This is a genomic window from Lysinibacillus sp. SGAir0095 (assembly GCF_005491425.1).
Lineage (GTDB): Bacteria > Bacillota > Bacilli > Bacillales_A > Planococcaceae > Ureibacillus.
The window spans coordinates 2,839,176-2,861,996 of the sequence record NZ_CP028083.1 but is presented as its reverse complement, the minus strand read 5'-3'; the positions used below and the strand labels follow the sequence as shown (position 1 = coordinate 2,861,996).

The 22,821-nt window shown below is 36.8% G+C and carries 20 protein-coding genes; 17 read left to right on the top strand and 3 right to left on the bottom strand.

The genetic code is table 11. The features are described 5' to 3' along the window. Positions 1-3: 3 nt before the first annotated feature. The 3 genes from C1N55_RS14135 to C1N55_RS14125 are packed head-to-tail and all read left to right on the top strand — an operon-like array spanning position 4 to position 2,466. The gene (locus C1N55_RS14135) at positions 4-960 is read left to right on the top strand and encodes a branched-chain amino acid ABC transporter permease (RefSeq protein ID WP_137729440.1); all 957 of its coding nucleotides are present in this window, start codon (positions 4-6) and stop codon (positions 958-960) included. After that, the gene (locus tag C1N55_RS14130) at positions 960-1,733 is read left to right on the top strand and encodes an ABC transporter ATP-binding protein (RefSeq protein WP_137729439.1); all 774 of its coding nucleotides are present in this window, start codon (positions 960-962) and stop codon (positions 1,731-1,733) included. Before C1N55_RS14135 ends, C1N55_RS14130 begins: the two co-directional genes overlap by 1 nt. Then, entirely contained in the window at positions 1,726-2,466 is a 741-nt protein-coding gene (locus C1N55_RS14125; RefSeq protein ID WP_137729438.1) for an ABC transporter ATP-binding protein, read from the top strand. The genes C1N55_RS14130 and C1N55_RS14125 overlap by 8 nt, the downstream gene beginning before the upstream one ends. 211 nt (positions 2,467-2,677) lie before the next feature. On the opposite strand, the gene C1N55_RS14120 is transcribed toward C1N55_RS14125, so the two are convergent. After that, positions 2,678-3,769 (bottom strand): M24 family metallopeptidase, encoded by a 1,092-nt coding sequence (locus tag C1N55_RS14120; RefSeq protein ID WP_137729437.1) that lies wholly within the window; start codon positions 3,767-3,769, stop codon positions 2,678-2,680. A 230-nt stretch (positions 3,770-3,999) separates the two neighbouring features. On the opposite strand from C1N55_RS14120, the gene C1N55_RS14115 reads away from it, so the two are divergent. After that, on the top strand, positions 4,000-4,677 hold the full coding sequence (locus tag C1N55_RS14115; RefSeq protein ID WP_137729436.1) for a metal-dependent hydrolase: 678 nt from the start codon (positions 4,000-4,002) through the stop codon (positions 4,675-4,677). Between the two features lie 146 nt (positions 4,678-4,823). After that, positions 4,824-6,131 (top strand): DRTGG domain-containing protein, encoded by a 1,308-nt coding sequence (locus C1N55_RS14110; RefSeq protein ID WP_137729435.1) that lies wholly within the window; start codon positions 4,824-4,826, stop codon positions 6,129-6,131. Positions 6,132-6,297: 166 nt separating this feature from the next. Here C1N55_RS14110 and C1N55_RS14105 read toward each other — a convergent pair whose 3' ends face one another. After that, entirely contained in the window at positions 6,298-6,603 is a 306-nt protein-coding gene (locus tag C1N55_RS14105) for a YtpI family protein (RefSeq protein ID WP_137729434.1), read from the bottom strand. 121 nt (positions 6,604-6,724) lie between these two features. Between C1N55_RS14105 and C1N55_RS14100 the strand changes: the two genes are divergently transcribed. The 8 genes from C1N55_RS14100 (at position 6,725) to C1N55_RS14065 (ending at position 17,277) form a co-directional block, all read left to right on the top strand. Then, complete coding sequence (locus tag C1N55_RS14100; RefSeq protein ID WP_137729433.1) at positions 6,725-7,669, top strand: DHH family phosphoesterase; 945 nt, start codon at positions 6,725-6,727, stop codon at positions 7,667-7,669. Positions 7,670-7,686: 17 nt separating this feature from the next. Beyond that, positions 7,687-10,770: a DNA polymerase III subunit alpha gene (gene dnaE / locus C1N55_RS14095; protein ID WP_137729432.1), complete on the top strand. Its 3,084-nt coding sequence runs from the start codon at positions 7,687-7,689 to the stop codon at positions 10,768-10,770. 263 nt (positions 10,771-11,033) lie between these two features. Next, entirely contained in the window at positions 11,034-11,681 is a 648-nt protein-coding gene (locus tag C1N55_RS14090; RefSeq protein WP_137729431.1) for a FadR/GntR family transcriptional regulator, read from the top strand. Positions 11,682-11,701: 20 nt separating this feature from the next. Then, entirely contained in the window at positions 11,702-12,574 is an 873-nt protein-coding gene (accD, locus tag C1N55_RS14085) for an acetyl-CoA carboxylase, carboxyltransferase subunit beta (protein WP_137729430.1), read from the top strand. After that, a complete protein-coding gene (locus C1N55_RS14080; RefSeq protein WP_137729429.1) occupies positions 12,567-13,541 on the top strand; it encodes an acetyl-CoA carboxylase carboxyltransferase subunit alpha in 975 nt (324 codons plus the stop codon). Before accD ends, C1N55_RS14080 begins: the two co-directional genes overlap by 8 nt. 465 nt (positions 13,542-14,006) lie before the next feature. Then, positions 14,007-14,966 (top strand): 6-phosphofructokinase, encoded by a 960-nt coding sequence (gene pfkA, locus C1N55_RS14075; protein ID WP_137729428.1) that lies wholly within the window; start codon positions 14,007-14,009, stop codon positions 14,964-14,966. 24 nt (positions 14,967-14,990) lie between these two features. Further along, positions 14,991-16,751, top strand: coding sequence for a pyruvate kinase (gene pyk / locus C1N55_RS14070; protein ID WP_137729427.1), 1,761 nt, complete (start codon positions 14,991-14,993; stop codon positions 16,749-16,751). A 136-nt stretch (positions 16,752-16,887) separates the two neighbouring features. Beyond that, positions 16,888-17,277: an FxsA family protein gene (locus tag C1N55_RS14065; protein ID WP_137729426.1), complete on the top strand. Its 390-nt coding sequence runs from the start codon at positions 16,888-16,890 to the stop codon at positions 17,275-17,277. On the opposite strand, the gene C1N55_RS14060 is transcribed toward C1N55_RS14065, so the two are convergent. Beyond that, complete coding sequence (locus C1N55_RS14060; RefSeq protein ID WP_240758305.1) at positions 17,264-18,241, bottom strand: AI-2E family transporter; 978 nt, start codon at positions 18,239-18,241, stop codon at positions 17,264-17,266. The two genes, C1N55_RS14065 and C1N55_RS14060, sit on opposite strands and share 14 nt — an antisense overlap. Positions 18,242-18,483: 242 nt before the next feature. Here C1N55_RS14060 and citZ point away from each other — a divergent pair, with 242 nt between their 5' ends. The 4 genes from citZ to C1N55_RS14040 all read left to right on the top strand — a co-directional run bounded on the left by citZ (position 18,484) and on the right by C1N55_RS14040 (position 22,783). Continuing rightward, positions 18,484-19,599 carry a citrate synthase gene (gene citZ, locus C1N55_RS14055; RefSeq protein ID WP_137729424.1) on the top strand — a complete coding sequence of 372 codons (1,116 nt, stop codon included), beginning with the start codon at positions 18,484-18,486 and terminating at the stop codon, positions 19,597-19,599. Between the two features lie 78 nt (positions 19,600-19,677). Continuing rightward, positions 19,678-20,937 (top strand): NADP-dependent isocitrate dehydrogenase, encoded by a 1,260-nt coding sequence (icd, locus tag C1N55_RS14050; RefSeq protein WP_137729423.1) that lies wholly within the window; start codon positions 19,678-19,680, stop codon positions 20,935-20,937. 232 nt (positions 20,938-21,169) lie between these two features. Beyond that, entirely contained in the window at positions 21,170-22,108 is a 939-nt protein-coding gene (mdh, locus tag C1N55_RS14045; protein ID WP_137729422.1) for a malate dehydrogenase, read from the top strand. A gap of 240 nt (positions 22,109-22,348) precedes the next feature. Next, positions 22,349-22,783, top strand: a complete 435-nt coding sequence (locus tag C1N55_RS14040; protein WP_370452622.1) for a MaoC/PaaZ C-terminal domain-containing protein — start codon at positions 22,349-22,351, stop codon at positions 22,781-22,783. Positions 22,784-22,821: the final 38 nt, after the last annotated feature.

The following is a 22,821-nucleotide window of genomic DNA, read 5'->3' as shown; positions in this document are numbered from 1 at the left end:
AACATGTTAGATTTTATTAATCCATATTATTTACAAATTGGTTCGTTTATTTTGATTAATATTTTGTTAGCAATCAGTGTTTATGTTCCTTTATCGTCAGGGCAATTATCTTTGGGAAGTGCCGGTTTTATGGCGATTGGTGCGTATACATCCGCATTATTAACTATCAATTTTGATGTGCCAATATTCATTGGTGTACTGGCAGGCGCTTGTGTAGCTGGCATTTTAGGGATAGTAATCGGGATTCCATCTTTGAGATTGACAGGTGTTTATTTAGCTATTGCAACGCTGGGGCTTGGAGAAGTAATTCGTGTTATTTTCATAAACTGGGACTCGGTAACAAAAGGGTCAATCGGTCTAACGGGTATTCCACAAATTGGAAGAGAGCTTTTAAATTTAGTACGAGGACTTGGATTTGAACCATCTATGATTGGTTTGAAAAATAACCAATTTGTCTTTTTAATGGTGTTCCTATTGTTATTTATAATCGTGATCGCAACAATCTGGTTTGTAGTTAGACAGCAAAATTCAAGAGTTGGAAGATCCTTCGCATCGATTCAGATGGATGAAAAAGCAGCAGAATCCATGGGTATCAACATTACGTATTTTAAAGTGCTTTCCTTTACACAAGGAGCTTTTTTAGCAGGTTTAGCAGGTTCACTGTTTGCACACGTTATGGGCTATATTTCGCCTTCTGATTTCTCATACCATCGAGCAGTGGAGATTTTGATATTTACAGTATTTGGTGGAAGTGAAGTAATCATTGGTTCAATTTTTGGCGCTATCTTTTTAACACTAATGCCAGAATTATTACGTTTTGTAAGTGAATTCCGTTATATTATTTACGGAATCATGCTCGTCATTTTAATGGCAGTTCGCCCACAAGGAATATTGGATATTCATTTACTGGGAAGATTTAGATTTAAAGGGATCAAAGGTTCGAAAGGGGGAATTCGCTAATGGTACTTGAAATTCAAAATGTTTCAAAAAACTTTGGTGGAATTCATGCCCTGCAAAATGTTTCTTTTTCTATTAATGAAGGAGAAATTTATGGATTAATTGGTCCGAATGGTGCTGGGAAAACAACAATGTTTAACTTAATAACGAATATATTTGAGCCTACCTCTGGTGAAATCATATTCAATAATGAAAACATAACAGGTATTAAATCTCACAAAATTACGGAAAAAGGGATTTGCCGAACTTACCAAAACATTCGTCTTTTCTCACAAATGTCTGCTTTGAAGAATGTAATGGTTGGTGGCCATACGAGAAGCTCTTCCGGTGTTTTTAGCAGTGTTTTTCGTACAAAAGCACAGAAAAATGAAGAGAGTCAGTTAAACAAAAAAGCTGAAGAATTGCTCGAGCTGGTAGGTCTGCTGGAACATAAAGAAACTCTGGCTGAAAATTTAGCATACGGTCAACAAAGAAGGCTGGAAATTGCCCGGGCACTAGCGAGTAATCCAAAGCTTTTGTTGTTAGATGAGCCAGCAGCTGGCATGAATGAAAAAGAGACGGATAGTTTATATGATTTAATCAAAATGATTCAATCTAAAGGGATTACTGTTTTAATTATTGAGCATGATATGCCGCTCGTTATGAAGCTTTGTGACCGTATTACTGTATTAAACTTCGGTGAGAAGCTTGCTGAGGGGACGCCTATAGAAATACAAAATAACGACGCGGTTATTGAAGCCTACCTCGGGAAAGAGGAGGAAGAAGAAATTGCTTAAATTATCAAATGTTGAAACCTATTATGGTCAAATCCAAGCGTTAAAAGGCATTGATCTTGAGGTACATGAAGGCAAAATTATTACTTTGCTGGGTGCTAATGGTGCTGGAAAATCCACGACAATGAAAACCATCTCTGGTCTCTTGAAGCCTAAAAATGGCAGTGTTGAGTTTTTAGGTGAAAATGTAACAGGGCTGCGTCCAGATCAACTATTACGAAAAGGAATTGCATTGGTTCCAGAGGGACGTGCCATCCTATCGAGCATGACAGTTTTGGATAATTTAGAAATGGGTGCCTATCATCGAAAAGATAAAGGGATTAAAGAAGAAATCGAAAATGTGATGAAGCGTTTTCCAATTTTAAAGGAAAGACAAACCCAAATGGCGGGTACTTTATCTGGTGGACAGCAGCAAATGCTGGCAATTGCCCGAGCTCTATTATCAAAACCGAAACTCCTATTATTAGATGAACCCTCCATGGGTCTTGCTCCATTAATCGTAGCTGAAATCTTTAAAATTATTAAGGAAATCAAAGATACTGGAACGACTGTTTTATTGGTTGAACAGAATGCGAAACAGGCATTGAAGATTGCAGATTACGGTTATGTTATGGAAACTGGAAAAATTATCATCGAGGGGAAAGCTTCAGATTTAATTGTCGATCCTAGAATCGTCGAAGCCTACTTGGGACGAAAATCTACAAGTGTAGAAGAGCCAGTTAAAGAAGGAATATGAAAGAGATGCGAAGTTCTGCTTCGCATCTCTTTTTAGCATAAGAAAGCAAAAACTTTATAAACGCATAAGTGCAACTAAGGTTGATCACTAAAATGCTTGGAGCTTTGGATTAGCTCCTCGAGGTCGCTTAGGTCCCTTCCAAGGATTGCATGCACACTAGTCATGCCCCTTAACCCCTTGTCTGGGCAAGTAGGGACTTAAGCTTTTGTTATTAAGAAAGAACGACTAATTCTTTTGTGAACTTGGTTAATACTTCAACACCGTCTGCCGTCACTACAACATCATCTTCTATACGGACACCAGTAACATCTGCTTTGTATACACCTGGCTCGATTGTAAAGACCATTCCTTCTTTCAGCTCCAATTCGTTCGCACCAGTAACAGAAGGGAATTCATGCACTGAAATGCCAAGACCGTGGCCTAATCTGTGAGTGAAATATTCTCCGTACCCTGCATCTGTTATTGTATCACGAGCAATTTTATCCAGCTCCATTGCGCGGACACCCGGTTTTACAGCAGCAATCGCATTCTCATTCGCCTGGCGTACAGTATAATAAATTTCTTTTTGTGCTTCAGTTGGTTCACCAAAAGCAACGGTACGTGTAATGTCTGAGCAATAGCCCTCGTAAATAACCCCTAAGTCAAATAGAATCATATCCCCTTTTTGAATCTTGCGTTCTCCAGGAGTTCCATGTGGAGATGCTGTTTTTGGACCAGAGAGAACCATTGTTTCAAAGGACATTTTACATCCCTTAGCTAAAATAGCATTTTCAATTGCAGTTAAGATTTCCATCTCTGTTTTACCTTCTGCAATTTCCTTGCATCCTACCTCGATAGCATAGTCCGCAAGCCCAGCAGCTTTTCGCATTTTCTCAATTTCGATTTCATCTTTAACTACACGCATTTCATTGATTTTGTCATCTAGGCGTACAAAGTTCACTTGGCTGTATATTTCTTGTAAGCTTTCAAGACGTTCAACAGTAAGGTGAGACTTTTCTATAGCTAATGTTGACAGTGTGATGCCACGTGATTGTATAGCTTGGGCAATTAAGTTCCATGGATTATCTGTATCTAGATGGCCGATAATTTCTTGGTTCCAGCCTGAGTTTACAGCGTCTGGTACTTCCATTTTTGGGCAAACTAGGAAAGGTTCTGCTTCTTGGAACACCATCACTCCTAAAAGTCGTTCATGTGGATTGCTTTTAAAATTCGAGAAATAAAAAACGTTATCTGGTGTTGTGATAAATGCCGCATCGTATTGATTTTCTTTTAAATATGTTTGTAGTTGTTGTAATTTACTCATAAAAATCCTCCTACTTTTCCTAAGTCTTTTAAATTGCATGACCAGCGTTTTATACAGTAATCTTTTGTATATATCTAGACATGCGCAGGCTTACTTCATGAAAATGCCCTCAAGCTCACTGAGAATATTCTCTAATTGCAAGTCGCTGTCTATAGTATAGCAAAAGAAGGAAAAAAACCATTTAAAATCGAATTAAGATTACTTGAACACAATTTGAAGGAGGACTAATGATGCAAGTCTCATATCATGGACATTCAATTGTAAAGATTAAAACAAACGGAAAGACGATTTTGATTGACCCTTTCATTAATGGAAACGGGTTAACAGATTTAAAGGTTGAGGAAGAAAAACCGGATGTGATACTACTTACACATGGTCATAACGATCACGTAGGAGATACGATTGAAATAGCTAAAGCAAATAACTCACTAGTTGTGGCGCCGAACGAATTAGCGGTCTATCTAGGCAAACAAGGATTGAATGTCCATCCGATGGGTATCGGTGGAGCTTATGAATTTCCATTCGGAAAGATAAAATATACGCTGGCGTTCCATGGCTCTGTTTATGAAACAGAAGATGAAGTTGTTAATACAGGCAATCCTGGGGGAATCTTATTCTCGGCAGAAGGGTTAACAATTTATCATGCAGGTGATACAGCTCTATTTGGAGATATGAAATTAATCGGCGATAGAAATTCGATTGATGTAGCCTTCTTACCAATCGGAGATAACTTTACAATGGGTCCGGAGGATGCTGCTTATGCAGTAGAATTACTGAAGCCAAAAACAGTAGTTCCTATTCATTACAATACCTTCCCAGTAATTAAACAGGATCCATCAGTCTTTGCCGATCTTGTGAAGGACAGTAAAGTACAGATTTTAAGTCCAGGTGAAGAAGTACAAATTTAGTTGAATAAATAGAAAGTAGCTTGAAAATTAGAGCTTATGGAATCTTGATTTCAAATAGCAAAATTTTACGCTACTTTCTTTTTTTATACATAAAATAAAATATGTTACACTTATAACAGGAAAGATAGATGGGAATAGGTGATAGAGTGTCAACAAAACATGAAAAGATATTACAATATATAGAATCTCTACCTGTAGGCGATAAAATTTCGGTTCGACAAATTGCAAAGGAGATGCATGTGAGTGAAGGGACAGCATACCGAGCAATAAAAGAAGCGGAAAACCGCCGTTTAGTAAGTTCCATTGAACGCGTTGGAACAATTAGGATCGAAAAAAAGAAAAAGGAAAATATCGAGCGATTAACCTTTGCTGAAATCGTTAACATAGTAGATGGACAAGTCTTAGGTGGAAAAGACGGTTTGCATAAAACATTGGGCAAGTTTGTTATCGGTGCAATGCAATTGGACGATATGATGCGTTATACAGATGCAGGAAGTTTATTAATTGTAGGGAATCGTTTCAAAGCGCATGAGAACGCATTAAAAGCGGGTGCAGCCGTTTTGATTACCGGTGGTTTTGATACAACTGAAGAAAATAAAATCTTGGCAGATGAATTAGAATTACCGATTATTTCATCTAGTTATGATACATTCACAGTCGCTACAATGATTAACCGTGCAATTTATGACCAATTAATCAAAAAAGATATTTTATTAATAGAAGATATCTATGTTCCGATTGAAGAAACGTATTCATTAAAAACATCGGATACAATTGCAGAGTTCCATAAATTGAACCTGCAAACTTCACATGGCGCCTTCCCCATTGTAACCGCGACAAATAAGCTGGTAGGCATGATTTCTGTAAAAGATGTGATTGGAAAAGAAGAAAGTGAAACCGTTGATAAGGTCATGACAAAAAATCCGATATCAGGGTCTATGAAAACAAGCGTAGCCTCAGCAGGTCACCGCATGATTTGGGAAGGTATCGATTTATTGCCAATTGTTAATGACGACGGCGTATTACAAGGTATTATTAGTCGACAAGATGTCCTAAAAGCGTTGCAGCATGCACAAAGACAGCCACAGCATGGTGAAACAATAGACGACTTAGTAAAAAGTGAAATGAAGGTAATGGGGGAAGAGGATGTTGTAGTGGAGTTTACAGTGACCCCACAAATGACCAATCAATACGGGGCAATCTCTTATGGTGCCTTTACAACATTACTTTCGGAAGTGGGATCATTTGCGTTAAAGCGTAGAAAACGTGGAGATGCAGTTGCTGAAAACATGACGATTTACTTTATTAAGCCAGTTCAAATGGAAAGTGTTCTAACGGTTGTTCCTCATATTTTAGATATGAGTCGTAAATTTGTAAAAATGGATTTCGATATTTTTAATGAAACGGTGCTTGTTGGAAAAGCGATGATGATGTTCCAACTATTAGAGCGTTAAATAAAAAAGAAAGCAATATACAAGATTTACTTGTATATTGCTTAAGCCTGTTGACAAACACTCGCATGCAGCAAGGGTCGTCGCTTTTACTGCCGCCTTGCATCTCAAAGCATTTTCAAGAAAGTATGAATTAATTGTAACTTTCTGGAATTATTCAAAATAATTATTATTTATTTAATTCATATTCTTCTTTAACAAATTGACCTTCATGCTGTACGCGTTTATAGCTGGAATAGGCTTTCACAGCCCCTATAAGAATGAAAACTGCCGCAATCAAAAAGCCGACAACTGATGGGTAGACGATACATGTATTTATTCCAAATACAATAACAAAAATACCTAGTGCAAGACCAGCCTTTGCTTTGTACCATTTCTTTCGAATTGGTAGTGTGGAGCGGAATTCCTTTGTTTTATAGTAAAAATAAGCTACAAATGATACAACAATGAAAAATACAAATATTAAGTTTGCCATTTTTTACCTCCAAAAGGTGTATAATTTCAATATGTAGAAAGTGCCTACATTATTGTAACGATTTTTATAAAAAAAAGCTAACACATATAACGGAAAATAGAGATTACAGGAGGAATTCCATTTGAAACGACAAATCATCGACAAAATTGAGCAATATGATACAATAATCATCCATAGACATGTTCGTCCGGATCCGGATGCTTATGGTTCTCAATTTGGACTAAAACGATTATTAGAAGCAAACTACCCAAATAAAAAAATATACGCGATTGGTGAGCACGATCCATCTTTGACTTTTTTAGAAACACCGGAAGTAATCACTGATGATGTATTTACTAATAGCTTAGTAATTGTTACGGATACGGCAAATACAGGGCGTATTGATGATAGTCGATATCATACGGGTGCATTCCTCATTAAAATAGACCATCATCCTAATGATGATCAGTATGGTGATATGTTATGGGTGGATACGAATGCTAGTTCATGTAGCGAAATGATTTATGAATTATTTATAGAAGGAAAAGAATATAAAAATTGGAAACTATCAGATGCAAGTGCGCGTCTCTTGTTTTCAGGAATTGTTGGCGATACAGGGCGCTTCCTATATCCAAGTGCATCTGTAAGAACCTTTGAAATTGCCGGGCAATTAATTCAATACGATTTTGACCGTACGGAAGTATTTAATGGCTTGTACGAAAAAGAGCCAAGTCTCTTACATTTACAGGGTTATATATATGAAAATTTTGAAATAGATGAAAATGGAGCTTGCTTTATAAAACTATCAAAAGAAGTTTTAGAAAAGTTTCATGTAACACCTTCAGATACTTCGTTATTAGTAGGGTCTTTAAGTGATATTAAAGGGGTTATTGCGTGGGTTATTTTAGTAGAGGAAAAAGATCAAATCCGCGTTCGTTTACGTTCTAAAGGCCCCGTTATCAACCAACTTGCGAAGAAATATAACGGTGGAGGGCACCCGCTTGCTTCAGGTGCAACCGCATATTCTTGGGAAGAAGCAGATCGTGTAATTGAAGATTTAAAAGAAATTTGTCGACAATATAAATAATATAGGAGGGATGTAGTGTGACAGTCGTATATCCACAAATACGAACAAGTGCAGATTTATTGAAAAGTACGATTCGTATGGAAGAGCTCATCCCTTTTTTACAATCCCAAGAGGCAATAGCTTGTGCAATGGTTAATACGAAATTGTACGGGCTTTTGCCTTTTTGGTATGCGTTAAAAAAAGCTGGTATTCATCCAGTAGTTGGTTTGTCTATTGAAGTTGAATTTACTGAGGAAGTAACACTGCCAATACTTATCTACGCTAAAAATAATGAGGGTTATCAGAATCTATTAAAAATCAGCAGCAGTATATCAATCCGGGAGGATGAAAAGATTCCATGGCGCTGGTTAGCAGCTTATTCTAAAGGGTGCGCGGCAGTAATTTCAAATGACTTTGATCAATGGATAAGTGAAAGCTCTTTGGGATACATGCAGCAGGCAGCCAGGACCTTTCAAACTGATTTATATTTTGGGATTGCTCGCAGCGGAGGGGTAATTTCACCAAATGAGCAACGGGTATTTAACCTCAGCAAGAATCTCAACGTTAGATGTATGGCTATTTCAGAATGCTTATTTTTAAAGCGTGAAGATAATTTTGCTTACAAGGTGGCCAGAGCGATTGAAACAGGTGTTAAGCTGAGTGAAGCAATACATAGTAAGCATGAACAACAGTATGTCCCTACAGCAACGGAGTGGCAGAATTGGTATCAAGATCACCCCGATTTACTGGAGAATAGTAGACAGTTGATGTTGAGCTGTCAGGTGGAGCTAACTTACGATAAACATTTCATGCCGAAATTCCCCTTACAACCAGGGCAAACGTCGGAAAAGGTTCTTACTGAAATGGCTATTATCGGATTGAAGGAACGGTTACAAACAAATAGTCCATCAGAAACGTATCTAAATCGTTTACAGTATGAATTACAAGTTATTACTACGATGGGGTATGCTGATTATTTTTTAATTGTTGCGGATTTCATGAATTTTGCTAAAAAAGCGAATATCTTGACTGGACCTGGTCGGGGTTCGTCGGCAAGTTCACTTGTCGCTTATTGTTTAAATATCACTCAGGTAGATCCTATAAAATATGGTCTATTATTTGAGCGCTTTTTAAATCCAGAACGAATTACACTTCCTGATATCGATATTGATTTCGTTGATACGAAGCGTCAAGAGGTTATTCAATATGTAGCTAATAAATATGGAAAGCAATACGTAGCCCAAATTATAACTTTTGGTACATTGTCCGCAAAGGCTGTTGCTAGAGATGTTGCCCGGATGTTTAACTTTGAAAGTGAAACTTTAGCTATGATATCTAAATTAATACCAAATAAAATTGGTATCACTCTTCAAGAAGCCTATGATTCCTCAGAACATCTACGGACATGGGTGGAAGCAGAACAAATTCGTAAAACTTGGTTTTTGGCAGCGAAAAAGCTGGAAGGTTTACCTAGGAATGCATCAACCCATGCAGCCGGAGTAGTACTAAGCCCTATGCCTTTAGTTGATGTAGTGCCTATTGAAAAAGGCCACGATGATATTTATTTAACACAGTGGCCAATGCAGGAGGTTGAACAGGTAGGATTATTGAAGATGGATTTTTTAGGCCTGCGTAATTTGACTATTTTAGAAAATATACGACAGTCAATCTATTATACACATAAAAAGTGGATTGATTTTAACCAAATCCCATTCGATGACGAGAAGACTTTTCAGTTATTAGGGCAGGGTGATACCACAGGAATATTCCAGCTTGAATCAGATGGAATGAAAAATGCATTAAGGGAGATTGCACCAACAGAATTCTTGGATATTGTGGCTGTTAATGCCCTGTATCGTCCGGGTCCAATGGATTTTATTCCTGTCTATGCAAGAAGGAAAGCAAAACGTGAGCAAGTCTTAATGCCGCATCCTATACTTGAGCAAATTTTACAGGAAACATATGGTGTTATCGTTTACCAAGAGCAGATTATGCAAATTGCCCATGTATTCGCAGGTTTTACGATTGGCCAGGCAGACTTGCTAAGAAGAGCTGTAAGTAAAAAGAAAAGAGAAGTATTAGAACAACAAGAATATGCTTTTGTGAAGGGTGCAGTTTCGAATGGGTACCCTGAAAATATAGCAAAAGAAGTGTATGAGTTAATCGTTCGATTTGCGGATTACGGTTTTGCAAAGAGTCATGCGGTGGCCTATAGCTTTATCTCCTATCAAATGGCCTATTTGAAGGCGAATTTCCCTGCAAACTTCTATGCAGCTTTAATGACAAATGCAATAGGTAATCAAGAAAAGCTATTCCAACTTATATTAGAAGCAAGAAATAAAGGAATAGACGTTTTAAGACCATCAATCCGCAAAAGTCAAAGAGTATTTACAGTCGAACAAGAAAATATTCGTTTTAGCCTATCAGCCATAAAAGGTGTACCAACACCTCTTTTACAAAAAATAGTAGCCATTCGAAAGTTTAAGGAGCAACCCTTTGAAGATATTTTTGATTTGGCAGTATCTATAAGTGCGGCCCACTTTACTCGAAAAGTAATTGAACCACTGATCAAATCAGGTGCCTTAGATGATTTTGGAAAGGACAGAGCCACACTTTTAGCCACAATTGATGCAGCAGGAAAGCATGCTTCACTTGTCCGACCAACTGAAGAGGAAAATGATTTATTTGCATCAGATAGCTTAATATTTGGTAAGCCTAAATATGTGGAAGCTCATCAAATACCGGATAAGATGAAGCTTCAATTTGAAAAGGAAGCACTTGGGTTCTACTTATCGGAACATCCAGTGGCATTAGAAAGAAAAAAATGGAATGATGCCAGTACAACCACTAAGGGACTATTTCAGGTGCGTCCTAATAGCTTTGTAAAATTAGTGGGTATGGTTGAAGGGATACGCCAAATTCGCACGAAAAAAGGGGAGTTAATGGCCTTTATTCAGCTTCAGGACGAGTATGGAACTATTTCTGCAACACTCTTTCCACAAAGTTATAATGAAGTCATTGGATGGATTAAAGAAGATCAAATAGTATATGTTGAAGGTGTTTTAGAATTCCGAAATGGAAATTCGCAAATAAAGGTAAAAACGATGAAAAATAGTCAATAGCGAGCGAAAAATAGGAAGAATTACAAAAACTGTGCAAATTTTGCGCAGTTTTTTCTTTACAAATGAAAGTACATTATGTATTCTAATTAAAAGTGGTCAGACCACTTTTGAGCTGTTCGGAAAATTAGATTTGAAAATCAGCTTTTGAACTTATTGATTTGCTCTAGTATAGCCAAAAATCGTACATTCTACTGTTTGTTATGTGATTTGCATTGTACGGAAAAAAAACATGCCTTTAGTTCCTAACGTTATGCGGGGTGCTTATGGATAAAAAACAGGAAAACAAAAAAGTATTTTTAGAGATTGTTCACCAATTACGAGAGTTAATCAAACACGAGGGGATTCAACCGGGAGAAAAAATACCTTCAGAACGTGTACTATCGGAAAGACTGAACGTTGGCCGTTCTTCAGTAAGGGAAGCCCTAAGAAGCTTAGAGTTGCTTGGACTTATTGAAACAAGACATGGCGGGGGGACCTTTTTATCTGCTGTTCATTCAAACCAGCTGGTCGAGATTCTTGCATCTTTTATATTGCAAGAAAATAAGGCTGTAGAGGATGTTCATATCGTTAGAAGAATGCATGAAAAGGAAGCCATAAGAGTCATCTGTTCAGAACAATCTTTAAGAAATTTACCAGTTTGGGAAAGCTTGTTTATGAAACTAGAGCTAGAAAATGAAATTGTCAGAGACCTCTTATTAAGAGAATTAATCATAGCATCTGGTAATAGACTAGCTTTAAAAATATGGATACAACTCGTAGCATATAGTTCAACTCCACTGAAAAAAGTATCAACTAGAGAAGAAAAACCGATGCTTCAAATGCTTATTAAATCAATTCAGCTTGGTTATGAAAAAGAAGCATTGAACGCTTATGAAAACTGGATTAACTTTTTGAGAAATTCATCATCATAATGGTAAGGGGGAAAAAAACAGTGGCAATTAGAAGTTTATTATCTATTAACAAAAAGAAACAAAAAGGGGTCATTGTAGATCGCAATAAAGAAAATTCCTTTCCTGCAGATTTAATGACAAAATGTCCCGAGTGCAAGAAAATCTACTTATCTAAGGAATTAGAAAACAATTTAAAAGTATGTCCTAACTGTGATCATCACTACAAAATGACCGCATGGGAACGAGTTTCTATTTTGCTAGATGAAGGTACATTTGAATCTTTTGATGAAAACTTACGTACTTCTAACCCATTAAAATTCCCTTCCTATTTAGAAAAAATAGAAATTGATTCACTCAAAACGGGATTAAATGAAGCAGTTTTAACTGGAATGGGAAGTATTAAAGGGACACAAGTAGTAATTGCAATTATGGATTCTCATTTCCGAATGGGATCAATGGGGTCAGTAGTTGGCGAAAAAATTACACGTGCGATTGAAAAAGCAACAGAATATGGATTGCCATTTATTATTTTTACAGCTAGTGGTGGGGCGCGTATGCAAGAAGGGGTAATCTCACTGATGCAAATGGCAAAAACAAGTGTTGCCTTAAAACGTCATAGTGATCATGGCTTACTATTCATATCAATCATGACTCATCCAACAACAGGGGGAGTATCAGCAAGTTTTGCATCATTAGGGGATTTAAATATTGCTGAGCCGCAAGCTTTAATTGGCTTTGCGGGACGTCGTGTAATTGAACAGACTGTTCGGGAAAAGCTGCCAGATGATTTCCAAACAGCTGAATTTTTACTTGCACATGGTCAACTTGATGCCATTTTCCATCGTAAAGAAATGCGAGATAAATTAGCGATAATTGTAAAACTGCACCAAAAAGGAGGAGTTTCAAATGTCTAAATCACTTGACTTCGAAGAACCAGTAGTAAAGCTTCGCGAAAAAATTGATGAACTAAAAGAAATTGCTAAAAATGCAGAAGTCGATATGTCATCTGAAATTGAAACACTTGAAACAAGACTCCAGCAGTTGGAAGCGAAAATTTACACAAATATGGAGCCATGGGATAGAGTGCAAGTAGCTCGACATGCACAACGTCCAACAACATTGGACTATATTAATGAAATTTTCTCTGATTTTATCGAGTTACACGGTGATCGCCTCTTTGGAGATGACGAAGCAATCATTGGGGGAATAGCGAGTTTTAATGGGCAGCCAATTACGATTATTGGACATCAAAGGGGTAAAACAACAAAAGAAAACATACGTCGTAATTTTGGAATGCCACATCCAGAGGGGTATCGAAAAGCATTACGCTTAATGAAGCAAGCAGAGAAATTTAAACGACCAATTATTTGTTTTATTGATACAAAGGGAGCCTATCCAGGTAAAGCCGCAGAGGAACGTGGTCAAAGTGAAGCCATAGCAAAAAATCTTTTAGAAATGGCTGGACTTAAGGTTCCGGTAATCAGTGTAGTTATTGGTGAAGGCGGCAGTGGGGGAGCGTTAGCATTAGGGGTAGCAAATAGATTATTTATGCTTGAGAATTCAACTTATTCCGTAATATCTCCTGAAGGTGCAGCATCCATTCTATGGAAAGATGCCACTTTAGCGAAACAAGCAGCAGAAGCTATGAAAATCACTGCTTTTGATTTAAAAGACATGGATATAATTGATGGCATTGTCACTGAGGTTGCTGGGGGAGCACACCGAGATGTACAAGCTCAAGCTAAAGAACTTAAAGAATGTATTGACAATGCATTAACAGAATTGAATAGTCTATCTGAATCAGAACTTATTAATGATCGTTACGATAAATTCAGAAAAATAGGCGAATTCATAGAAGAAGAAGAAGTTAACCAATCTTAATGCATGCAGCTATTTTAAAATTTCGATGGTTGATAAAGTAAAATGACAAAATCCAAATTGGATTTTGTCGTTTTTTTTGCCGATACATAAACTGAATATATACAACTCTTTCTGAGTAACTAAATAATTTCCTGATTGAAGAGTACTTTTAAAGGAAATATAAAAAAGAGAATTCTTATTAAGGGGTTTTAGTTAGCATCAATAATAGAATTATTCATTCCTAATAATATTCGGTGCATGAGTTTATACAATAATTTCACATTATAGAGATGCTCGTGTTTTTTGCAGAATAAGAGTAGAATAAACACAAGAATAGTTAATTATATAAATTTTGAGCATTTCCCCAATATTTATTTAATTATTTTATTGTAAAAGTATCGTTAGAACTTTTTTGAAATAATCACATTCATTTTATTTTATGCTAATGTGTTTAATAAGAGGAAATAGTAGGAGGTTCTTTATGCAATGAAGAGAATTGCCGTATTGACTAGTGGGGGAGATTCTCCAGGAATGAATGCTGCCATTCGTGCAGTTGTCCGTAAAGCCAATTTCCATGGTGTTGAAGTAATGGGCATTTATCATGGATATGAAGGTTTTATCGAAGGAAGGATGGAGCTTTTAGATTTAGGCTCTGTTGGTGGAATTATTCAACGAGGCGGAACTAAATTGTTTTCTTCCCGTTGCCCGGAATTTAAAGAAGATCAATATCAATTGCAGGGTATTGAAAAAATGAGACAAGCTGGAGTAGAAGGCCTTGTTGTTATTGGGGGAGACGGTTCTTATCGAGGTGCATTGGCGCTTACGAAAAAAGGATTTCCAAGTGTAGGAGTTCCTGGAACAATCGATAACGATATTCCTGGGACAGAATATACAATCGGCTTTGATACGGCACTAAATACCGTAATTGAATCGATTGATAAGATTCGTGATACAGCCACTTCACATGAAAATTCATTCATCGTTGAGGTAATGGGAAGAGATGCAGGAGATATTGCGTTATGGGCAGGACTTGCTGCTGGTGCAGAATCGATATTAATTCCTGAAGAAGATTACGATATTGATGATATTATTTCTCGTATTGAACACGGTATTGCTCGTGGTAAAAAGCATAGTATCATCATAGTGGCTGAAGGAGTAATGGCTGGTAGTGAATTGGCAAAAATATTAAAAGAAAAAGCGGATATTACAACAAGAGTATCAGTACTTGGACATATCCAACGGGGTGGTTCACCTTCTGCACGAGATCGTGTTTTAGCAGGGCGCTTTGGCGCAAAAGCTGTAGAAGTCCTGTTAGAGGGTAGAGGAGGCCGTGCAGTAGGTTTTAAAAATCATGAGATTTATGATTATGACTTAGAAGAAGCCTTTGCAAACAAGCATAAGGCAGATTTAAGTCTTTATACATTGTCGAAAGAACTTTCAATATAATTAAAAGCAAACGGAGAGAAAACTATGAGAAAAACAAAAATCGTATGTACAATAGGTCCAGCAAGTGAATCACCAGAAATGCTTACTAAATTAATGGAAGCAGGCATGAATGTTGCAAGATTAAACTTTTCACATGGGAATCATGAAGAGCACGCAGTTAGAATCGCGACAATTCGAGAAGTGGCTCAAAAACTGAATAAACCAGTTGGGATCTTACTTGATACAAAGGGTCCTGAAATTCGTACACATACAATGGAGAATGGAGAGCTGCATCTTAAACAAGGACAAGTGATCGATATTTCAATGACTGAAGTTTTGGGAAATGAAAGCAGCTTCTCTGTTACGTATGAGAACTTAATTGAAGATGTTGATCAAAATGATCGCATTCTATTAGATGATGGTCTAATTGAACTTCGCGTTCTAGCTAAGGATTTAGAAAAAGGTTTAATCCATACAATTGTGGAAAATGCAGGCCTATTAAAAAATAAAAAAGGTGTCAACGTTCCTGGCGTATCAGTAAAACTTCCTGGGATTACAGAAAAGGATGCACAGGATATTCTATTTGGTATTGAGCAGGGTGTAGATTTTATTGCAGCTTCCTTTGTACGTACACCGAAAGACGTTCTTGAAATTCGCGAACTACTTGAACAAAATGGTGGTAGCCATATTCAAATCATACCTAAGATTGAGAACCAAGAGGGTGTAGACCATATTGATGAAATCATTGAGGTTTCGGACGGATTGATGGTTGCACGTGGGGATTTAGGTGTTGAAATTCCAGCAGAAGAAGTGCCGCTTGTTCAAAAATCACTTATTAAAAAATGTAACTTAGTAGGTAAACCGGTCATTACTGCTACTCAAATGCTAGATTCAATGCAGCGTAATCCACGTCCAACTCGTGCAGAAGCAAGTGACGTTGCCAATGCAATTTTTGATGGAACCGATGCCATTATGCTTTCAGGAGAGACGGCTGCCGGTCTTTATCCAGTTGAATCTGTCACTACGATGAATAAAATTGCAGAGTATACCGAGAATTCATTGGACTATCGAACAATTGTTAATACACGCAGTAAAGAGCGAGGATCGACAATGACTGAAGCTCTATCTCAAGCTGTAGCCTATACATCGATTAACCTTGGGGTGAAATCTGTACTTGCACCTACAGCAAGTGGTACTACTGCACGAATGATTGCAAAATATCGCCCAGGAGTTCCAATTATTGCGATTACGAATATCCCTTCAACGGCTCAAAAGCTAACTCTTGTTTGGGGCGTAACACCAATCGTAACACCAAAAGTGACAACAACTGACGAAATCTTAGAGTTATCGGTGGATGAAGCATTGAAGTATGGCTATGTTGATCATGGAGATGTAGTGATCATTACAGCTGGTGTTCCTGTTGGTGAAGCTGGAACGACAAACTTGATGAAAGTCCATGTAATTGGAGACTTATTGGCTAAAGGTCAAGGAGTAGGTAAGCTTTCAGTTGTAGGTAAGGCACTAGTAGTGAAAAATGCTGAAGAAGCACGAAGCTACGATGCTGAGGATGCTATTTTAGTAACTGTTGGTACTGATCGTGAAATGATGGACGCCATTAAGAAATGTGCAGGGATTATTACAGAAGAAGGCGGTCTAACAAGTCATGCTGCTGTAGTTGGCCTAAGCCTGGGTATTCCTGTCATTGTGGGAGTTAGTGAAGCAACAACATTAATCCGTCATGGTCAGGAAATAACAATGGATGCAGAAACAGGTGTAATTTATAAAGGCCATGCGAGTGTATTATAGAGTGGAATAGTACTTCAAAGGGAGCATCTCAAATTTTGAGTATGCTCCCTTTATTATCCTAGAGTCAAATTGAAACTTTTATCCTAAGAAAGCGTATATACTATAGAAATACTCTTTAAAATGGAGGTTTAATCACTTGCGTAAAGTACTAGGCGTGTTTATAGCAGCAATATTAGTAGAGATAGCTATGTTTATAGTAGTGGGAAAAGCACTAGGTGTATTTAATACCTTATTGTTAATAATACTTACCAGTGTTATTGGGGTGATCGTTGCTAAAAAGCAAGGTATCCAATCAGTGCGTAATTTGCAAAACAGTGTATCAGAAGGAAATCCACCTGGAGTAGCAATTATTGATACGTTTTTAATATTTGTAGGTGGTGTTTTATTAGTAACTCCAGGTTTTTTGACGGATCTTATTGGTTTTTCCTTAATCATTCCGTTTACAAGAAAATTATATAAGCCCGTCATCTATTATTGGCTAAGAAAGAAATTGAAAAATGGTCAGGCGTTCATTATTCATAGATAGATTTTTGTTTGAGTTTAACCGCAATCAGTAAAAGGAATGGACTAATTAATATTCCGTAAACACCAAATAGCAGGATAGATGCAGCACTTATAAAAAATGTGTGTACAGTCCTAATATGGAAGGTTGATGCCCATAATAGCGACTCGGCGATTTGCCTTGATATTTGTATAAAAATATAGAGGATAACCAAGGCTAAACAAAGAAATTTTTCACCAATAACAAAGAAGTAAATGGCAATAGGAATAAGGAATAAGCCAATTCCGAAAAATGGCAGGGCATCCGCCAAAGAAATTAAAAAGGATTTATTAATTGGATGCTCAAATTGCAATAAGGCTAGTCCACAGCTCAATAAGATGAACGTAATGAAAAATAATTGAAATTCAACAAAAAGAAAATAGCCGAAAAGATTTGTTGCTTTAGAAAAATAGCCTTTCCATTCATCGCGATATTGTTTTGGAATATAAGTGAAAAACCAATATCGATTGTTTCTTGATTCAAAAATCGAAAAGAAGAAAGCAACAATAAATATAAAAAGTTCAATTATATAGGACAGGATATCCTGTAATACATTCGCGATGCCCATAATGGCACCGTCAATATAAGAAAGGGACTTATTAAATATAGTCTCCAATAAAATATGATCTCCTGAATTTAGAATATCTAGATTCTGAACCTGTACCTTTACTTCAGGGTAAATAGAAATGATGCTTTGGATCGTCATATAAAAGAATACATATGTTGATATGAATATTAATGCTGAAACCAGGGTAGCACTTAATATGTATGGTATTCTTAAGTATTTATGAAAAAAGTTGATAATCGGATACAAAAAATAAGCGAAAAATATGGCTAAAGATACGGGTAATATGAGCCATAAAATAACAAAATATAAAATTAACAGTAGATACTTTAGATGCTTTTTGTAAGGAAAAGAGTTTTTTTTACTTGTTTGCAAAATTCCCACCTCTAACTTATGTAATTCATATCTCGTTTCAGACTCTTTTTTCTTCTTTAAACGAGTTTTTCATTAACTAATCACTTTTTTCTTAATTTCATTTAATTTCATTCACAAAGACGTCAAAATTTATTATAATATGAGATGTAAGCGATTTACTTATAGGTTCACATGAGCAGAATTATTTCTAGGTGCTACAAAAAGAAAGCACTTACAACTAAAATCTTTTTATAAAGAGGGAGCGATTTTTTATGACAGCAACACGTGGTTTAGAAGGTATCGTAGCTGCAGAAACTAAAATCAGTTCAATTATCGATGACACACTTACATACGTTGGATATGATATTGATGATTTAACTGAAAATGCTACATTTGAAGAGGTAGTATATTTACTTTGGCATACACGTTTACCAAAAAAAGACGAATTGCTTGAGTTAACTAAAGAATTAGCAGAAAATGCTGAAGTACCTCAAGCTATCTTTGACCAATTCAAATCATACCCACTAGATACAGTACATCCAATGGCAGCTCTTCGTTCAGCTATTTCATTATTAGGTGTTTATGATTCAGAAGCAGATGAAATGTCTCCTGAAGCAAACTACCGTAAAGCAATTCGTCTACAAGCTAAAATTGCTACAGTAGTAACTGGTTTCTCTCGCATCCGTAAAGGATTAGAACCAATTGCACCAAAACCTGAATTAGGATATGCTGCAAACTTCTTATATATGTTACATGGTAAAGAACCAGCACCTATCGAAATCGAAGCATTCAACAAAGCATTAGTATTACATGCTGACCATGAATTAAACGCTTCTACATTTACAGCACGTGTTTGCGTAGCGACATTATCAGATGTATATTCTGGTATTACTTCAGCTATCGGCGCTTTAAAAGGTCCTCTTCACGGTGGAGCTAACGAGCAAGTTATGAAAATGTTATCTGAAATCGGTTCTATTGATAATGTTGAAACTTATATCCAAACTAAATTAGATAACAAAGAAAAAATCATGGGCTTCGGTCACCGCGTATATCGTAAAGGTGATCCACGTGCAAAACACTTACGCCTAATGAGCGAAAAATTAACTAAACTAACTGGTAAACCAGAATTATATGATATGTCAGTTAAAATCCATGACATGATTGTTGAACAAAAGAAACTTCCTGCAAACGTAGATTTCTTCTCTGCATCAGTTTATGATTCATTGGGAATTGAACATGACTTATTCACACCAATCTTTGCAGTATCTCGTACTTCAGGTTGGATTGCACATATCTTAGAGCAATATGCTAATAATCGTTTGATTCGTCCTCGTGCAGAATATGTTGGACCAGGAATGCAAAAATATGTATCAATCGATGAAAGATAATTTTTTGAAAATATGTTAGAATTGTCTAGGACTGTGAAATCACAGTCCTAGATTTATGAAAATAGGGAGGCAACATCTATGTCTAAAATTGTAGTAGAAAACGGTGCACTTCAAGTACCAAATAATCCAACGATTCCTTTCATCGAAGGAGACGGAATTGGTCCAGATATCTGGGTTGCAGCATCTCGTGTAATCGATGCAGCTGTTGAAAAAGCTTATAATGGTGAAAAGAAAATTGAATGGTTAGAAGTTCTTGCTGGTGAAAAAGCATTCAACCAAACAGGCGAATGGTTACCACAAGAAACTTTAGATAAAATAAACGAATACTTAATCGCTATTAAAGGTCCTCTTACAACGCCAATCGGTGGCGGTATCCGTTCTTTAAACGTAGCATTACGTCAACAACTTGACTTATATGTTTGCTTACGTCCAGTACGTCACTTCGAAGGTGTACCATCTCCAGTTAAAAAACCAGAAGATGTTGACATGGTAATTTTCCGTGAAAATACTGAAGATATCTATGCTGGTATCGAGTATGCTCAAGGTTCTGAAGAAGTGAAAAAAGTTATCAACTTCTTAAAAGAAGAAATGGGTGTTAACAAAATCCGTTTCCCAGAAACTTCAGGTATCGGTATTAAACCAGTATCAAAAGAAGGTACTGAACGTTTAGTGCGTTCTGCTATCGAGTACGCTATTAAACATAATCGTCCATCATTAACTTTAGTACACAAAGGTAACATCATGAAATTCACTGAAGGTGGATTCAAGCAATGGGGTTATGATTTAGCTGAGCGTGAATATGGCGATCAAGTATTCACTTGGGATCAATATGACAGAATTAAAGAAGCTGAAGGCGTAGAAGCTGCTAACAAAGCTCAAGACGAAGCTGTAGCTGCTGGTAAAGTAATCGTAAAAGATTCTATCGCTGATATCTTCTTACAACAAATCTTAACTCGTCCAAATGAGTTCGATGTAGTTGCTACAATGAACTTAAATGGTGACTATATCTCTGACGCACTAGCTGCACAAGTTGGTGGTATCGGTATCGCTCCAGGAGCTAACATTAACTATGTAACTGGACATGCGATCTTCGAAGCTACTCACGGTACAGCTCCTAAATATGCTGGTCAAGACAAAGTTAACCCATCTTCTGTATTACTTTCAGGTGTATTAATGCTTGAACATTTAGGATGGCAAGAAGCTGCAGATTTAATCACTAACTCTGTAGAAAAAACAATTGCTTCTAAAGTTGTAACTTATGACTTTGCTCGTTTAATGGATGGTGCTACAGAAGTTAAATGTTCAGAGTTCGCTAACGAATTAATCAAAAACCTTTAATTCTTAGCTTCTGGCAAAATTAATATTGTAATATAAAAAAAGGGTAGCTTTTATAAATAAAGTAGTAATACTTTATGAAATATTAGCTACCCTTCTTTTTATTTCTTTCTATTTTGGATATATTAAGTTTAGATGGATAATTTCTCAATCCAGTTTTAAAAGAGTAGCATAGTTACTGTTTCCCTAAAAAATGAGCACTAAATAACTCAATCCCAAAAGGAGTGTTTACATTATGTCTCTAAAGCGTAAAAAAATTTCTGTCATTGGTGCAGGGTTCACTGGAGCTACAGCAGCGTTCTTGGCAGCTCAAAAAGAGTTAGGGGATGTCGTATTAGTGGATATACCACAAGCTGAGAACCCAACAAAAGGAAAAGCGCTAGATATGTGGGAAGCAGCGCCAGTACAAGGATTTGATTCGTATGTGTTGGGTACTTCCAATTACGCTGATACTGCTGATTCTGATTTAGTGATTATTACCGCTGGTGTTGCTCGAAAGCCTGGCATGAGTCGAGATGATTTAGTTCAAATAAATCAAAAGGTGATGAAAACTGTTGCAGGTGAGATTGCGATGCATTCCCCTAATGCAACAATACTCGTTTTAACAAATCCAGTTGATGCCATGACCTATACCGTATTTAAAGAAACAGGATTCCCTAAAAATCGTGTAATTGGACAATCTGGTGTATTAGATACAGCTCGCTTCTGTGCATTTGTTGCAGAAGAGTTAAATATCTCCGTAAAAGATATCAAAGGTTTTGTTTTAGGTGGACACGGAGATACAATGGTTCCTCTTACTCGATACTCAAATGCTGGTGGAATTCCATTAGAATCATTAATAGCTCCGGAACGTTTAGAAGAAATTGTACAACGCACTAGAGTTGGTGGAGGAGAAATCGTAAACCTCCTTGGAAATGGCTCCGCATACTATGCACCGGCTGCAGCCCTTGTAGAAATGGCTGAAGCAATCATAAAAGATCAGAAGCGTGTCCTACCGTCTATCGCATATTTGGAAGGTGAGTTCGGTTACGATGGCATCTATCTTGGAGTACCAACATTGCTTGGCGCAAGTGGAATAGAGAAAATCTTTGAACTTGAGTTAACTGAAAAAGAAAAAAGGGCACTAGATCTATCTGCCGAAGCGGTGAGAGAAGTAATGAGCGTTTTAGAATAAGGATATGGTTGATCATCGGGTGGGAGATTCTCACTCGCTTTTTTTTTTTTTGCGACTCCGCAGAGCTGGAAAATAACAGCTAACTTAAAAGGCGGGCTGCTTACTCGAATTTTGCAGTAAGCAAAACAGCCTTACTCTAACAAAAACTAAAATTTTTCAATACTTCTAGAGATTGTTATTTCCAAAAAAAATTGATACTATGAAGGTAATCGAGAAAGAGAAGGGGTTGCTGCTTAATTGCTGCTACGTAAGGGTATGAAACTAGGGAAGAAAATTGATGAAATGACTATTGGCGAAAAAATTCAGTTAAATGAAAAGATTGAAGACAAGGATTTACTTCTTTATTTAGGTTTAACAAACGATAATAATCCGCTATATATTCAACATGACTATGCGCTAGACACTCCGTACAAAAAGCCGATTGTTCCAGCGATCATGTTAAATGGAATCATTACTTCTGCCATATCCAAGCATCTACCTGGACCTGGATCTCATATTCGGGAACAAAACCTGATATATCTAGAGCCAGTGTATCATTATGAAACAATTGAAATATTACTTGAAGTGCAGCATATTGATATAACTCAAAATTTCGTGGAAATATATGTGAGTGCATTTAAAGAAAAGATTGTTCAGGTATTGCATGGCGTGTTAAAAGTAGTACCACCTTATTAGAGTTTTGTTTTCTGATTTGAAATGGGGGTTTCAAATCA

What these genes read in the sequence shown, in the direction of transcription:
- C1N55_RS14135 (WP_137729440.1), top strand. Translation starts at nt 4, where the DNA reads ATGTTAGATTTTATTAATCCATATTATTTACAAATTGGTTCGTTTATT.
- C1N55_RS14130 (WP_137729439.1), top strand. Translation starts at nt 960, where the DNA reads ATGGTACTTGAAATTCAAAATGTTTCAAAAAACTTTGGTGGAATTCAT.
- C1N55_RS14120 (WP_137729437.1), bottom strand. Translation starts at nt 3,769, where the DNA reads ATGAGTAAATTACAACAACTACAAACATATTTAAAAGAAAATCAATAC.
- C1N55_RS14115 (WP_137729436.1), top strand. Translation starts at nt 4,000, where the DNA reads ATGCAAGTCTCATATCATGGACATTCAATTGTAAAGATTAAAACAAAC.
- C1N55_RS14105 (WP_137729434.1), bottom strand. Translation starts at nt 6,603, where the DNA reads ATGGCAAACTTAATATTTGTATTTTTCATTGTTGTATCATTTGTAGCT.
- C1N55_RS14090 (WP_137729431.1), top strand. Translation starts at nt 11,034, where the DNA reads ATGGATAAAAAACAGGAAAACAAAAAAGTATTTTTAGAGATTGTTCAC.
- C1N55_RS14080 (WP_137729429.1), top strand. Translation starts at nt 12,567, where the DNA reads ATGTCTAAATCACTTGACTTCGAAGAACCAGTAGTAAAGCTTCGCGAA.
- pfkA (WP_137729428.1), top strand. Translation starts at nt 14,007, where the DNA reads ATGAAGAGAATTGCCGTATTGACTAGTGGGGGAGATTCTCCAGGAATG.
- pyk (WP_137729427.1), top strand. Translation starts at nt 14,991, where the DNA reads ATGAGAAAAACAAAAATCGTATGTACAATAGGTCCAGCAAGTGAATCA.
- citZ (WP_137729424.1), top strand. Translation starts at nt 18,484, where the DNA reads ATGACAGCAACACGTGGTTTAGAAGGTATCGTAGCTGCAGAAACTAAA.
- icd (WP_137729423.1), top strand. Translation starts at nt 19,678, where the DNA reads ATGTCTAAAATTGTAGTAGAAAACGGTGCACTTCAAGTACCAAATAAT.
- mdh (WP_137729422.1), top strand. Translation starts at nt 21,170, where the DNA reads ATGTCTCTAAAGCGTAAAAAAATTTCTGTCATTGGTGCAGGGTTCACT.